This window comes from Actinomadura fulvescens, from assembly GCF_039533225.1.
Classification (GTDB): domain Bacteria; phylum Actinomycetota; class Actinomycetes; order Streptosporangiales; family Streptosporangiaceae; genus Spirillospora; species Spirillospora fulvescens.
On the sequence record NZ_BAAATD010000001.1, the window covers coordinates 548,808 to 562,329 of the forward strand.

The 13,522-nt window shown below is 68.3% G+C and carries 13 protein-coding genes; 5 read left to right on the forward strand and 8 right to left on the reverse strand.

Annotated features, from left to right (window positions below; genetic code table 11):
• Positions 1 to 91: 91 nt before the first annotated feature.
• On the forward strand, positions 92 to 1,468 hold the full coding sequence (locus ABD333_RS02550; protein WP_344537263.1) for an alpha/beta hydrolase domain-containing protein: 1,377 nt from the start codon (positions 92 to 94) through the stop codon (positions 1,466 to 1,468).
• Between the two features lie 15 nt (positions 1,469 to 1,483).
• Here ABD333_RS02550 and ABD333_RS02555 read toward each other — a convergent pair whose 3' ends face one another.
• Both ABD333_RS02555 and ABD333_RS02560 read right to left on the reverse strand, forming a co-directional pair.
• Complete coding sequence (locus ABD333_RS02555) at positions 1,484 to 3,445, reverse strand: S9 family peptidase (RefSeq protein WP_344537265.1); 1,962 nt, start codon at positions 3,443 to 3,445, stop codon at positions 1,484 to 1,486.
• An 87-nt stretch (positions 3,446 to 3,532) separates the two neighbouring features.
• On the reverse strand, positions 3,533 to 4,603 hold the full coding sequence (locus ABD333_RS02560; protein ID WP_344537267.1) for an NAD(P)-binding domain-containing protein: 1,071 nt from the start codon (positions 4,601 to 4,603) through the stop codon (positions 3,533 to 3,535).
• A 193-nt stretch (positions 4,604 to 4,796) separates the two neighbouring features.
• On the opposite strand from ABD333_RS02560, the gene ABD333_RS02565 reads away from it, so the two are divergent.
• Positions 4,797 to 5,306 (forward strand): hypothetical protein, encoded by a 510-nt coding sequence (locus ABD333_RS02565; protein ID WP_344537269.1) that lies wholly within the window; start codon positions 4,797 to 4,799, stop codon positions 5,304 to 5,306.
• 67 nt (positions 5,307 to 5,373) lie between these two features.
• On the opposite strand, the gene ABD333_RS02570 is transcribed toward ABD333_RS02565, so the two are convergent.
• Positions 5,374 to 5,979, reverse strand: a complete 606-nt coding sequence (locus ABD333_RS02570) for an NAD(P)-binding domain-containing protein (RefSeq protein WP_344537271.1) — start codon at positions 5,977 to 5,979, stop codon at positions 5,374 to 5,376.
• Between the two features lie 193 nt (positions 5,980 to 6,172).
• Here ABD333_RS02570 and ABD333_RS02575 point away from each other — a divergent pair, with 193 nt between their 5' ends.
• Positions 6,173 to 6,685 carry a hypothetical protein gene (locus ABD333_RS02575; protein WP_344537272.1) on the forward strand — a complete coding sequence of 171 codons (513 nt, stop codon included), beginning with the start codon at positions 6,173 to 6,175 and terminating at the stop codon, positions 6,683 to 6,685.
• A 192-nt stretch (positions 6,686 to 6,877) separates the two neighbouring features.
• On the opposite strand, the gene ABD333_RS02580 is transcribed toward ABD333_RS02575, so the two are convergent.
• The 4 genes from ABD333_RS02580 to ABD333_RS02595 all read right to left on the reverse strand — a co-directional run bounded on the left by ABD333_RS02580 (position 6,878) and on the right by ABD333_RS02595 (position 10,265).
• Positions 6,878 to 7,852: an amino acid ABC transporter permease gene (locus tag ABD333_RS02580; RefSeq protein WP_344537274.1), complete on the reverse strand. Its 975-nt coding sequence runs from the start codon at positions 7,850 to 7,852 to the stop codon at positions 6,878 to 6,880.
• A complete protein-coding gene (locus ABD333_RS02585; protein WP_344537275.1) occupies positions 7,849 to 8,580 on the reverse strand; it encodes an amino acid ABC transporter permease in 732 nt (243 codons plus the stop codon). The genes ABD333_RS02580 and ABD333_RS02585 overlap by 4 nt, the downstream gene beginning before the upstream one ends.
• A gap of 88 nt (positions 8,581 to 8,668) precedes the next feature.
• Entirely contained in the window at positions 8,669 to 9,502 is an 834-nt protein-coding gene (locus ABD333_RS02590) for a glutamate ABC transporter substrate-binding protein (protein WP_344537277.1), read from the reverse strand.
• Positions 9,503 to 9,542: 40 nt separating this feature from the next.
• The gene (locus tag ABD333_RS02595; protein ID WP_344538813.1) at positions 9,543 to 10,265 is read right to left on the reverse strand and encodes an amino acid ABC transporter ATP-binding protein; all 723 of its coding nucleotides are present in this window, start codon (positions 10,263 to 10,265) and stop codon (positions 9,543 to 9,545) included.
• 401 nt (positions 10,266 to 10,666) lie between these two features.
• On the opposite strand from ABD333_RS02595, the gene miaB reads away from it, so the two are divergent.
• Positions 10,667 to 12,199, forward strand: coding sequence for a tRNA (N6-isopentenyl adenosine(37)-C2)-methylthiotransferase MiaB (gene miaB, locus ABD333_RS02600; protein ID WP_425546888.1), 1,533 nt, complete (start codon positions 10,667 to 10,669; stop codon positions 12,197 to 12,199).
• Between the two features lie 90 nt (positions 12,200 to 12,289).
• Here miaB and ABD333_RS02605 read toward each other — a convergent pair whose 3' ends face one another.
• Positions 12,290 to 12,490, reverse strand: a complete 201-nt coding sequence (locus ABD333_RS02605; protein WP_344537279.1) for an antitoxin — start codon at positions 12,488 to 12,490, stop codon at positions 12,290 to 12,292.
• 98 nt (positions 12,491 to 12,588) lie between these two features.
• Between ABD333_RS02605 and miaA the strand changes: the two genes are divergently transcribed.
• Complete coding sequence (gene miaA, locus ABD333_RS02610) at positions 12,589 to 13,491, forward strand: tRNA (adenosine(37)-N6)-dimethylallyltransferase MiaA (RefSeq protein WP_344537281.1); 903 nt, start codon at positions 12,589 to 12,591, stop codon at positions 13,489 to 13,491.
• Positions 13,492 to 13,522 lie beyond the last annotated feature (31 nt).

The window sequence follows — 13,522 nt, forward strand, 5'->3', positions numbered from 1 at the left end:
TGGGGTGGAGGCTGGTGATTTCGCCGATGCCTGGGAGCGGTCTGCTGGAGACGATCGGCGGGCAGTGTCGTCGAGGCAGAGGGAGCAGACGATGGCCCCGCAGATACGAGGACCGGCCCGCGTTGTGCTGGTGGCACTGATGGCCACTGCCATGGTGAACGGTCCGTCGGCCGCCGAGGCCGAGGAGGCGGTTGTACGTCCTGTCCCGGTGCCCACCGTGGAGGGGCCCATCCCGGGCTCGCCTCCGGGAGACCCGTCGTCGCCTGACGTGGAGGACACCTATCCGTGGCTGGCCACCAACAGTGATCTGGCGGCCAAGGGCTACGTGGAGCAGGAGTTCTACGTGTCGGGCAAAGCCGACGCCTACGGAACGGGCGGTGAGCTCCTCGCTGAGGACGTTCCGTATCGCACGCGCGTACTCGTGCGCAGGCCCGTCCGGCAGGCCGCGTTCATCGGGACGGTCCTGGCGGAGTGGCAGAACGTCACCGCCGGATACGACCTGGACGCGCTGTGGACGCCCAGCCAGATCCTCCAGGCGGGATACGCCTGGGTGGGCATCTCCGCTCAGCGCGTGGGCGTCAACCAGCTCCGAGGCTGGAGTCCGGCCCGTTACGGCGCACTCGACGTCACGGGCGGCGGCCGGTTCACTGCCGACGAGCTTTCCTACTCCGTGTTCTCACAGGTGGCCAAGGCATTGCGCCATCCAGCCGTCCGGCCGTTGGGCGGCCTCCACGCACGTACGGTGCTGGCGGTGGGAGCGTCCCAGTCGGCGGCCAGGATGACCGTCTACTACGACGCGGTCCTCCCCAAGACCGAGAGTGTCTTCGACGGATACGCCAACATCGTTGGTCCGGCCCCGACGAGGGCGGGGTCGGAACCGGTCTTCCATGTGCTCTCCGAGACCGACGTCCGGTCACCGGTCCGGCCTCCGGACAGAGCGGGCCTGCGGAGATGGGAGGTGGCCGGCGCCGCGCATTCCGGCTGGCACGGCCAGCAGTACCGGCAGCCGCTGCTCACCCGTGACCTCGGCGCCGCACCCACGTACGACTGCGACCGGCCGCCGTTCAGCCGGGTCCCGCTGCAGCATGTGATCGCCGCCGCGTACGCGCACCTCGCGCGGTGGACGCGCGACGGCGTGCGACCTCCCGGCGCGCCGCCGCTGGAGTTCGACCCCGACGGCACCAAGGCGCGCGACGAACTCGGGCTGGCCCGCGGCGGCATCCGGCTCTCCCAGGTCGTGGCGCCCACGGCACTCAACACGGGCGACAACTCGGGCGAATCGTTCTGCTTCCTGTTCGGTACGCACGTCCCGTTCGACCAGGCGCAGCTGGACCGGCTCTACCCTTCCCGCGGCCACTACGTGGCGGCCGTGGCCCGAGCCGACGCCCGCAACCTCCAGGCCGGCTACCTGCTACCGGCTGACGCCCGCCAGAACCTCATCGACGCCGGCTCCGGCAAAGTGGAGTGAGCCGGCGCTCACGCCTTAGTTGTTGAGGTTGATGGGGTTCACGCCCTTGGGCTGGAAACCGAGCGTCTGGCCGTAGAAGGCGAGCTCTGACTCCAGGCACGTGATGGTGGTCTCGGCACGACGGAAGCCGTGGGACTCGCCTTCGAACGCGAGGTAGGCGTAAGGCGTCTTCTTCGTGGCCAGGGCGGCGGCGAAACGTTCCGACTGGTCCGGCGGTACGACCGGGTCGTCCAGCCCCTGGAGGAGCAGGACGGGGCACGCTGTGCGCTCGGCGTGGTTGAGCGGCGAGCGCTCTTCGTAGGCCCGCTCGTACCCGGGCAGAGGACCGATAAGGCCGAAGAGATACTGCGACTCGAAATCGTGCGTGGACGAGACGAAGCTCTGCAGCTCGCTAATGCCGTAATAGGACGTGGCGGCTTTGAATACGTCGGTCTGGGTGACGGCGGCCAGGGTCGTCCAGCCTCCCGCGCTGCCACCTCGGATGGCCAGGCGCGCCGGATCGGCTATGCCGCCGTCGACGAGGGCTTGGGCGGCGGCAATGGCGTCCTCTACGTCCACGACACCCCATTGCCGCCGCAGGCGTTCGCGGTAGGCACGGCCATAGCCCGTCGAGCCGCCGTAGTTGACGTCGATGACGCCGATGCCGCGGCTGGTGAAGAAGGCGCGTTCCAGGCTCAGCACTCTGGACGAACGTGACGTCGGCCCGCCGTGCACGAACACCACGTACGGCGGGAGCTCGTTTTCCGGCGCCGCGGTATCGGGGTTGGACGGCGGGTAGATGTACGCGTGCACCGGCCGCCCGAACGGCCCCTCCAGCTGTTCACTGCGCGGCTTCGGCAGATACGCGACGTCGGGCACCTCGGCCAGCTCCCGCCGCAGCCCTTCGACGCGGCCCGTGGTGGTGTCGACGCGGACGATCGACGACGGCACGGTCGCGCCGCCCGCGATGCCGACGATCGTGGTGCCGTGCGCCGAGAGGGCCGGCTGCCAGTCGTCGTACGGCACCTCCAGGTCGGTGAGCTCCAGCGTCTCCGGGTCGTAGACGCCGAGGCGCTGGTCGCCCTCGCCGTGCAGGACCGCGAGCCGCCCGTCCTCCAGCAGCGCGTACGGCATGCCGCCGAGCTGCCACAGCGGCCCGGCGAACTCCTCCTCGGCGGGGTACAGCGCCTGCGGCGACTCCCCGTACAGCCCGACCTGGTAGATGTTCCACCAGCCGGGCCAGTCGGAGATCACGTACAGGCTGCTGTCGTCCCGCCACAGCGGCGCGATCGCCGACTCGTTCAGCCCGCCCTTGACCGTACGGGGCGCGACGGCCTTGCCGTCCTCGACGGCGGCGACGCGGAGCTCGGTGCCGTCCCACGGCATGCGCGGGTGGTTCCACTGCACCCAGGCGAGATGGCCGCCCGAGGGCGACGGCGCCGGGCTCGCGTAGAAGTGCGCGCCGCTGACCAGCTCACGGATGACGCTCGCGTCCTCCGCGCCGCTCCCGTCGAGCGGCACGGCGACGATCGCTCGGCGGATGCCGTCGGGGGTGTGCCCTTCGCAGACGCACCAGACCTCGGTGCCGTCCGGCGACAGCACGTAGTCGGCGTAGCGGAGCCCGGCCGGCAACGCCGGCTCGGGCGTCAGGGGCCGCGGTTTGGGGTCGCCCGGATCGAGCCGGTGCAGCCGCTGGTCGTCGTAGTTGGAGAACACGATCGCGAAGCCGTCTCCCGTGCGGACCGGCAGGTATGACCGCCCGCCGTACTCGTGAACGCGGGTCCGCGCGTCCCACGGGGCCTGGAGGAGCTCGGTGCGGTGACCGCCCCGCAGATGGATGACCGTCGTCCGCCCGCCCTCCTCGGGACGCGCCTCCTGCCACCACACGTCGCTGTTGTGAACGGTGGGAAAGCTGAGCCGGAGCCGGGCACGGGCGACATCGGCGGCGGAGATGGGGGAGGGCCAGGAGCCGTAGGGAAGGGTCACACGAGCGGTCATATGCGAATCGTCCCGCATACGGGGATCGGTTGGGCGATGAACGGGGAGTTGAATTCGGAAAGATACACGCCGCTGATCGGGGCGGACTCAGGCACCGAGGGCCTCCGGCACGGCCGGCCGGTCCATGGCTTCCAGCAGGGACTTGATCTCGCGTACGGCCGTCCGGCCCGCCCGGTTCGCCCCGATGGTGCTCGCCGACGGCCCGTACCCCAGAAGGTGGATCCGGGGATCGCCGACCACCCGCGTGCCGTCCATCCGGATGCCTCCGCCGGGGCCCCGCAGCCGCAGCGGCGCCAGGTGATCCAGAGCCGCCCGGAACCCGGTCGCCCACAAGATCACGTCCACGTCGAGCGTGGTCCCGTCCGCCCACTCGACACCCTCGGGGACCACCCGCTCGAACATCGGCCTGCGCTCCAGCACACCGCTCGCCCGCGCCGCCCGCACCTCCTCGGTGAGCAGCAGCCCGGTCGCGCTCACGACGCTGCCCGGCGGCAGGCCCCGCCGCACGCGTTCCTCGACCCTGGCCACCGCTGCGTGCCCGTCGAACGGCCCGTCCACCCACACGGGCTCCCGGCGCGTCACCCACGTGACCTCCGCCGCCAGCGGCGCGAGCTCCATCAACGCCTGCGTGCCCGAAGCGCCCCCGCCCACGACCAGCACGCGCTTGCCCGCGAACTCCTCAGGCCCCCGGTAGTCGGCCGTGTGCATATGCCGCCCGCGGAAGCTCGCCATGCCCGGTATGAACGGCCAGAAGGGCCGGTCCCAGGTCCCGGTAGCGTTGATCAACGTTCGCGCCGCGTAGACGCCCTCAGAGCTCTCCACGAGCAACCGCCCGCCGGACCCCTCCCGCACGGCCGTCACATCGACGGGCCGATGCACCCGAAGCCCGAACTCCCGCTCATACCGCCCGAAGTACTCGGACACGACCTCCGACGCGGGCCGTTCCGGATCACGATCCTCCAGCGGCATCCCCGGCAGGTCATGGATGTTGTGTGCCGTCCCCAGCGTCAGCGTCGGCCATCGGAACTGCCAGGCCCCACCGGCCCGCGGCGCGTGATCGAACATCACGAAGTCCAGCCCCGCGCGCCGCAGGAAGTATCCGGCCGACAGCCCCGCCTGCCCGGCCCCGACCACCACCACGTCCACGTCCCGGCTCACACGCGTTCCAACCCGTGATCACGACTCCCGATTCCCGTCCGGTCATGGCCACAAGTCAGGAGGCCCTGACCTGCCAAGGAGAAGAACTCGAGACGTCCAGGAGACGCCGCGGAGACGCGGCGACGACGTTCCGGAGTCGCTCAGCGGTTTAGCTGCGGCTGTCACAACGCCTCATGGTTCAAAGGAGCACATCGTGACGATGGGGAACTCTCAGCGTCTTCTCGCCTCGCTCACTGCAGGCATCGCCGTCGCCGGAGCGATCGGCGCGGGCGCCGGTCCGGCGAACGCACAGACCAGCACCCAGGTCAAGGCGGCCGCCGTGGCGGCTCAGCCTGCCGCGCCGGTCCATGACTCGGCGACCGCGGCGAGGGAGCGTTCTTGGCAGAAGTGGGGGCCGTGGAGGAAGCTCAACGCCAAGAACTGGTGCCGCACCTACACCGATGCGACCACCAAGGGATCGCGGATCTTGTTCAGTGGGGCGGTCTTCTGCAAGCGGCCGTCGGCCGCAATTGCCGTGTTTCTGAGGGGCAACTGGGGGGGAACGAAGAGATTCTGTAACCTGCAGGTGTTCAAGACCGAGGGCTTCTGCTACGTGCAGAAGTGGGCGAAGAATCCGCGCGGCACGCAGAGCTTCACCTCTGCGACGGTTGCCAACAATTTGGGCCTACAGATTCCCTACGCCAACATCAGGTTCAAGGCCTGAGGCCAGAAACGAGAAGGGCGCCACCGGACCTCCGGTGGCGCCCCTCTGGCATTGCCCGATGGTGGCGTCAAGGGCCGCCGGTGTTGGTGTCGGCAGGAGGCGGCGGGGCAGTGTTGCCCATGCCCACTGCGGGCGAGGCGCTGGCTCCGGGACCGAGCGTCTTGGCCGAGCTCCTGCGGCTGCGCCGGGACCGGAGTTCGAGCCACTTGGTCAGGCCGGGTGGCAGGCTCCTCCGGGAGTTCGCCATGCCCGGTATGAACGGCCAGAAGGGCCGGTCCCAGGTCCCGGTAGCGTTGATCAACGTTCGCGCCGCGTAGACGCCCTCAGAGCTCTCCACGAGCAACCGCCCGCCGGACCCCTCCCGCACGGCCGTCACATCGACGGGCCGATGCACCCGAAGCCCGAACTCCCGCTCATACCGCCCGAAGTACTCGGACACGACCTCCGACGCGGGCCGTTCCGGATCACGATCCTCCAGCGGCATCCCCGGCAGGTCATGGATGTTGTGTGCCGTCCCCAGCGTCAGCGTCGGCCATCGGAACTGCCAGGCCCCACCGGCCCGCGGCGCGTGATCGAACATCACGAAGTCCAGCCCCGCGCGCCGCAGGAAGTATCCGGCCGACAGCCCCGCCTGCCCGGCCCCGACCACCACCACGTCCACGTCCCGGCTCACACGCGTTCCAACCCGTGATCACGACTCCCGATTCCCGTCCGGTCATGGCCACAAGTCAGGAGGCCCTGACCTGCCAAGGAGAAGAACTCGAGACGTCCAGGAGACGCCGCGGAGACGCGGCGACGACGTTCCGGAGTCGCTCAGCGGTTTAGCTGCGGCTGTCACAACGCCTCATGGTTCAAAGGAGCACATCGTGACGATGGGGAACTCTCAGCGTCTTCTCGCCTCGCTCACTGCAGGCATCGCCGTCGCCGGAGCGATCGGCGCGGGCGCCGGTCCGGCGAACGCACAGACCAGCACCCAGGTCAAGGCGGCCGCCGTGGCGGCTCAGCCCCCCGCGCCGGTCCAGAACTCGGCGACCGCAGCCAAGGAGCGCTCCTGGCAGAAGTGGGGGCCGTGGAGGAAGACCACCCGCACCAACTGGTGCCGCACCTACGTCGATGCGACGACCAAGGGGTCGCGGATCTTGTTCAGCGGCGCGGTCTTCTGCAAGAAGCCGTCGGCTGCAATTTCCATGGGTCTGGGGACGGTCCCAGGAGGAGTAAAGTCCAGATTCTGTAACCGGAATGTGTTTAAGGCTGAGGGTTTTTGCTACGTGCAGAAGTGGAGGAATAACCCGCGCGGGAAGCAGACCTTCCGCGCTGCGGTGACCGCCAACAATTTGGGTCTTCAGCTACCCTACGCCAACATCGTCTTCAAGATCTGACAGCGGAAACAAGAATGGGCGCCGCCGGCGGTCCAGCGGCGCCCATTCTCGGCATTGTCGCCGCGGCCGCGGTCACAGGTAGTCGGTGTCACTGCTGACTACCTTGGACCGACCTTCCATCCGCCACATACGCCCGAGAGGGGCGCCGCCGGATCTTCGGTGGCGTCCCTCTCGTGTTGCCCGATGGTGGCGTCAAAGGCCGCCGGTGTCGGTGCCGGCCGGCGGGGCTGGGGCGTTGCCCATGCCCACTGCGGCCGAGACGCTGCCCGGGGCGAGTGTCTCGGCGGAGCTCTTGCGGCTGCGGCGCGAGCGGCGCTCCAGCCGGGTGGCGAGGTGGCCCAGCGCCATGTTGATCGCGATGTAGATGATGCTCACGACCACCAGCGAGGCGACCACATTGCCGTACTGCGACTTGATCTGGTTGAAGCCCTTATTCAGCAGCTCCTCGTAGGCGATGATCGAGCCGAGCGCGGAGTCCTTCAGCAGTACGACGAGCTGCGCGACGATCGCCGGCATCATTGCGGTGGTGGCCTGGGGCACCAGGATCAGCCGCATGACGCCGTTCTTGCGCAGGCCCATGGCATAGGCGGCCTCGGACTGGCCCTTCGGGATCGACAGGATGCCCGCCCGGAAGATCTCTGCCAGCACCGAGCCGTTGTAGAGCGTCAGGCCGAAGACCACGGCGAGGAACGGGGTGATCTCCGGGATCTCCCGGTCGAGGGCGTTGGCGATGGTGGGCGGACCCTGGAAGATAAAGAACATCAGGATGAGCAGCGGGATGGCGCGGAAGAACTCCACCACCGCGCCTGCCGGGAGCCTGATCCACCAGTGATCCGACAACCGCCCCAGGCCGAGGGCCACACCGAGTAGCAGCGCCAGCAGCGTGGCCATGAGGGCGGCCTTCAGGGTGCCCCAGAGCCCCGGGATGATGAACTCGGTCCAGGTGTCCGCCTGGACGAAAGGCTTCCAGAGCTTGCCCGCGAACTGTCCTTCCGCGTTCAGTTTCGCGTAGACCGTGTAGGCGATCGCCGCGAAGATCACCAACGCGAACACGCTGACGATGTTGTTGCGCACCCTGGCGCGCGGGCCGGGCGCGTCGAAGAGGACGGCCGCCCCACTGGTCTTGGCCGGGCGAACCTTCTTCGCCGGCTTCGTCGCGACCGTCATCGAGCCACCGCCATCCGCTTGGCCAGCCAGCCGAAGAAGAAGCCCATCGGCAGGACAATGATCATGAACCCGATCGCGAAGGCCAGGAAGATCGGCAACGTGGCGCCCTCCTCCTCGAAGAGCTGCCGCATGAGGGAGGCCGCCTCGACGTAGCCGGCCACCAGCACCACCGTGGTGTTCTTGGTCATGGCGATGAAGATGCTGCCCAGCGGGGCGATCACACTGCGGAACGCCTGGGGCAGGATGATCATCCGGAGCGACTGGGTGAAGGTCAGCCCGATCGCGCGGGCCGCCTCGGCTTGTCCCAGCGGGACGGTGTTGATGCCAGAGCGCAGCGCTTCGCATACGAACGCGGCGGTGTAGAACGAGAGCCCCAGGACCGCCAGCCAGTAAAAGTTCGTGGTCGAGTCCGACAACGTGATCGGGAACCCGAAGACGTCGAAGCGGTGCTCTCCGTTCACGAAACGAATGTGTAGCGTGGCGTTCGCCAGGCTACAGAAGGTCAGCACGAGCGTGAGCGGAGTGTTGCGGAAGAAGTTGACCCACAGCGTGCCGGCTCCGCGCAGCACCGGAGTGGGAGAGACCCGCATTCCGGCCAGGATCGTGCCGATGATGAGGGACAGCACACCGCACATCAACGAAAGCCGGATCGTCGACCAGAAGGCATTCAGATAGCGCTCTGAATTGTCGAAGACCGGAGTGAAGTTAAAGAGAACGTCCCAATCCATGGTGCTCCACCGTCGCGGACCTGGGCGGCAGGTGAGCCCATGCGGAAACCCGCACGGGACTCACCGGCGCCTTAGTCGAACCGTCGGGTCAGGCCTTGCAGCCCTCGGCGGGCGGCTGGTTGGCCTCGAACGGGAGGCCCGCCTTGCCGAACCACTTGTCCCAGAGGGTCTTGGCCGTGCCGTCCTTGTACATGTCGGTGATGGCCTTGTTGACGGCCTCGCAGCCCTTCTCGTCGCCCTTCTTGATGCCGACGCCGTACTTCTCGTCGGTGAAGGGGGAGTTGGCGACCTTGAGAGCGGAGCCCTCACGGTTGACGAAGCCTGCGAGGATGGTGGCGTCGGTCGACACCGCGTCGATGGTGCCGCCCTTGAGCTGGGTGATGCACTCGTCGTAGCCCTGGGCCGGAATGGTCTTCGCGGCCACCTTGACCTTGTCCTTGTTGGTGCCCTCGGTGATGTTCTTCCAAGAGTTGGAGCCCTGCACCGCGCACAGCTTCTTGCCCTTGAGCGCGGCCAGGTCCTTGATGGAGTTGTCGTTGCCCCGGACCATGATGTCCTGGTGCGTGATGATGTACGGGCCGGCGAAGGTCACCTTGGGCTTGCGAGCCGGCGTGATCGAGTAGGTCGCGATGATCATGTCGACCGTGCCGTTGGCGAGGAAGCTCTCGCGGTTGCCCGACTTGGCTTCCTTGAACTCGACCGACTTGCCCATCTTCTTGGCAATGTAGTTGGCGACGTCGACGTCGAAGCCCTCCACGCCGCTGCCGGTCTTCTGACCGAGTGCCGGCTGGTCGTACTTGACGCCGATGACCAGCTTGTCCTTGTCGGCGATCGAAGAATCCTTCTTCTCGCTACAACCGGACACCGCCATCGAGCCCGCGGCCAGTGCCGCCAGGGCAACCCCGTACTTGCTAACGCGCATGTCTGTTTCTACCTCTTCTTCCTGACGGAGCCCCGGCGGCTCAGTGCGTGAGGATCTTGGAAAGGAAGTCCTTCGCGCGCTCGGTGCGCGCGTTGGTGAAGAACTCGTCGGGAGTGCTCTCCTCGACGATCTGGCCGTCCGCCATGAAGACGACCTTCTGCGCGGCCCGGCGGGCGAAACCCATCTCGTGCGTGACGACGATCATGGTCATCCCATCCTGCGCCAGGCCGGTCATGACGTCGAGCACCTCCTTGACCATTTCGGGGTCAAGCGCCGAGGTGGGCTCGTCGAACAACATCACCTTGGGCTTCATGGCCAGCGCGCGGGCGATCGCGGCGCGCTGCTGCTGGCCGCCGGAGAGCTGGGCGGGATACTTCTGGGCCTGGTTGGCGATGCCGACCCGCTCCAGGAGCTCCATCGCGTACTTCTCGGCCTCCTGCTTGCCCATCTTGCGGACCTTGATCGGTCCGAGCGTGACGTTCTGCAGGATCGTCTTGTGGGCGAACAGGTTGAACGACTGGAACACCATGCCGACGTCCGCACGGAGCCGGGCGAGGTCCTTGCCCTCCTCGGGCAGTTTCTTCCCGTCCACCATGATCGTGCCGCCGTCGATGGGCTCCAGGCGGTTGATCGACCGGCAGAGGGTCGACTTGCCGCCGCCGGACGGGCCGATCACGACGACGACCTCGCCACGGTGGATGGTGAGATTGATGTCCTTGAGAACGTGCAGTTCACCGAAGTGTTTGTTGACGTTCTCAAGCACGACGAGGGGGCCGCCGCCCGGGATCTCATCCTGGGGCCCGCTGTCGCCTTTGCTCAGCCCGGGCCCGACTCCGCTGTCCGTCATGGGCCCGGACTTTACGTCATCATTAGCAATGAACAACCCTCGACGCGGTACCGATCCGATCACGAATCCCCACGTCGGCGGCAGTTTTGGCGGCACCGGCCCGGTCCGTCGCGGCCGGGGCTGGTCACGGCCCTGTCTCAGATGGTGATCACGTTGTTATCGCTCAGTGATCAACGGACACGCTCGGTGACGCCGGATCAACTCATGATCGTCATCGCCCGCCGCCCTCATGATCGTAAGTGGTGGTCGCTCCTGATTCGGCCGGGTCCGACCGGCGCGCGGGGACCCCGCACCGCCGCGTACGCTTGGTCACTGTCATGAGTGCGCCTATGGAGATCGGCCCCCGCACGTACGAGATCCGTACCTACGGGTGCCAGATGAACGTCCACGACTCGGAGCGGCTGTCCGGCCTCCTGGAGGACGCCGGCTATGTCCGCGCCGGCGACGCCGAGCCCGACGTCGTCGTGTTCAACACCTGTGCCGTACGGGAGAACGCCGACAACCGGCTCTACGGCAACCTCGGCCACCTGCGGCCCGTCAAGGACGGTCACCCGGGCATGCAGATCGCGGTCGGCGGCTGCCTGGCGCAGAAGGACCGCGACACGATCGTCAAACGGGCGCCCTGGGTCGACGTGGTTTTCGGGACGCACAACATCGGCTCGCTGCCGGTGCTCCTGGAACGTGCGCGCGTTCAGGAGGAGGCGCAGGTCGAGATCGAAGAGTCCCTGGTGACCTTCCCCTCGACGCTCCCGACCCGCCGCGAGTCGCCGTACGCCGCGTGGGTGTCGATCTCCGTCGGCTGCAACAACACCTGCACGTTCTGCATCGTGCCGTCGCTGCGCGGCAAGGAGAGGGACCGGCGGCCGGGCGAGATCCTGGCCGAGGTCGAGGCCCTCGTCGCGGACGGCGTTCACGAGATCACGCTGCTCGGCCAGAACGTCAACGCCTACGGCTCGGGCTTCGGCTCGCTCGCCACGGCGCCGGAGGAGGTCCGGGAGATGACCGCGGGCGGCCAGTCGGCGTTCGCCGGGCTCCTGCGCGCCTGCGGTGACATCGAGGGCCTAGAACGGGTGCGCTTCACCTCGCCTCACCCCAAGGACTTCACCGACGACGTGATCGCCGCCATGGCCGAGACGCCGAACGTGATGCCGTCGCTGCACATGCCCCTGCAGTCGGGCGCGGACGCGGTGCTGAAGGCCATGCGCCGCTCGTACCGCCAGGAGCGGTACCTCGGGATCATCGAGAAGGTCCGGGCCGCCATCCCGGACGCGGCGATCACCACCGACATCATCGTGGGCTTCCCCGGCGAGACCGAGGACGACTTCCAGCAGACCCTCCACGTCGTCCGGGAGGCGCGGTTCTCGTCGGCGTTCACCTTCCAGTACTCCAAGCGCCCCGGCACGCCGGCCGCCACCATGGACGGCCAGATCCCCAAGGAGATCGTGCAGGAACGGTACGAGCGGCTGGTCGCCCTCCAGGAGGAGATCTCCTGGGCCGAGAACAAGAAGCAGCTCGGCCGCACGCTTGAGGTGCTCGTCGCCGAGGGCGAGGGCCGCAAGGACGGCGCGACCCGGCGGCTCTCCGGCCGCGCGCCCGACAACCGCCTCGTGCACTTCCAGGCCCCGGACGAGCCCGTGCGGCCGGGCGACATGGTCACGGTCGAGGTGACGTACGCGGCGCCGCACCACCTGGTCGCCGACAAGCCCGCCCGGTCCGTCCGCCGTACGCGCGCCGGTGACGCGTGGGAGGCGCGTCAGGGGCGGCCCAAGGGCGTCACCCTGGGCATGCCGTCCATCGGACGCCCTGCCCCGGCTCCGCAGCCCACCTCCGCCTGCTCCGCTCACTCCTAGGCCGCGGTCGCGGTGCCCGCAGCGCCGCCCATGCGCACGCCATGGCCGCCGGGACCACGTGACCCCGGCGGCCGGTCAATCCGATCGTGTTCAGGAGGTGGGCGGAGTGCCGCCGTCCTTGCGCTTGGTGCTGTCGAGGTACTCCGTGGCCTTCTCCTGGGCCCGGTCGACCTTGTCGGCGTACTTGCCGCCGGTCTTCTTGTCGATCATGTCTCCGGCCCGGTCGACCGCGTTCTTGGCCTTGTCGCTGTGGCCGCCGAGCATTTCCCTGACCTTGTCGACGAGTGACATGTGGTTCCCCCCGATCGCTCGTCCCGCGGCGTCGCCCCGATCCCGTACGACGCCCCTGCACCCCCGTCCATACCCGTTTCGTTGCCAGAATTAAGCCTGTGACCTCACCGAACGTCATCGCTGTCGTAGGGCCGACCGCCGCCGGCAAGTCCGATCTCGCCGTGGACCTCGCGCTGCGCCTGGGCGGCGAGGCGGTCAACGCCGACTCCATGCAGTTCTACCGGGGCATGGACATCGGCACCGCGAAGCTCACCGCGGCCGAGATGCGCGGCGTTCCGCACCATCTGCTCGACCTCTGGGACGTGACGGTGACCGCCAGCGTCGCCGAGTTCCAGCGGCTCAGCGCCGAGGTGATCGACGAGGTCCGCGGACGCGGCCGGATTCCCGTGCTGGTCGGGGGCTCCGGGTTGTACGTGCGCGCCGCGCTCGATCATCTGGAGTTCCCGGGAACCGATCCGGCCGTCCGGGCGCGGCTGGAGCGGGAACTCGCCGCGGTGGGCTCCGGCGTCCTGCACGAACGGCTGCGTGAGCGCGACCCCGGGGCCGCGGAGGCGATCCTGCCGAGCAACGGGCGCCGCATCGTCCGGGCGCTGGAGGTCATCGAGATCACCGGCCGCCCGTTCACCGCCACCATGCCCGACCGCCGCTACCGCTACGACGCCGTGCAGATCGGCCTCACCGTTCCCCGCCCGGAGCTGGACGAGCGCATCGCGCTGCGGGTGGAGCGGATGTGGGAGGCCGGGCTGGTCGACGAGGTGCGCAAGCTTGAGAGCCAGGGCCTGCGGGAAGGGCTGACGGCTGGGCGGGCGCTCGGCTATGCGCAGGTGCTGCGGTTCTTGGCGGGGGAATGGACCGAGGACCAGGCCAAGCAGGAGACGATCCGGGCTACGAGGCGCTTCGCGCGGCGCCAGGAGTCGTGGTTCAGGCGTGATCCGCGAGTCCGCTGGCTGCCGTACGACGCGCCCGACCTTCTTGACCGCGCTCTGGCCCTGACCCGCTAGATCGCGACGGCCCGCTGGACCGCAATACGAT

Bases quoted from the DNA above. Each gene is read 5' to 3' on its own strand.
- ABD333_RS02550 (WP_344537263.1), top strand. From the start codon at position 92: ATGGCCCCGCAGATACGAGGACCGGCCCGCGTTGTGCTGGTGGCACTG.
- ABD333_RS02555 (WP_344537265.1), bottom strand. From the start codon at position 3,445: ATGACCGCTCGTGTGACCCTTCCCTACGGCTCCTGGCCCTCCCCCATC.
- ABD333_RS02580 (WP_344537274.1), bottom strand. From the start codon at position 7,852: ATGACGGTCGCGACGAAGCCGGCGAAGAAGGTTCGCCCGGCCAAGACC.
- ABD333_RS02585 (WP_344537275.1), bottom strand. From the start codon at position 8,580: ATGGATTGGGACGTTCTCTTTAACTTCACTCCGGTCTTCGACAATTCA.
- ABD333_RS02590 (WP_344537277.1), bottom strand. From the start codon at position 9,502: ATGCGCGTTAGCAAGTACGGGGTTGCCCTGGCGGCACTGGCCGCGGGC.
- miaB (WP_425546888.1), top strand. From the start codon at position 10,667: ATGAGTGCGCCTATGGAGATCGGCCCCCGCACGTACGAGATCCGTACC.
- ABD333_RS02605 (WP_344537279.1), bottom strand. From the start codon at position 12,490: ATGTCACTCGTCGACAAGGTCAGGGAAATGCTCGGCGGCCACAGCGAC.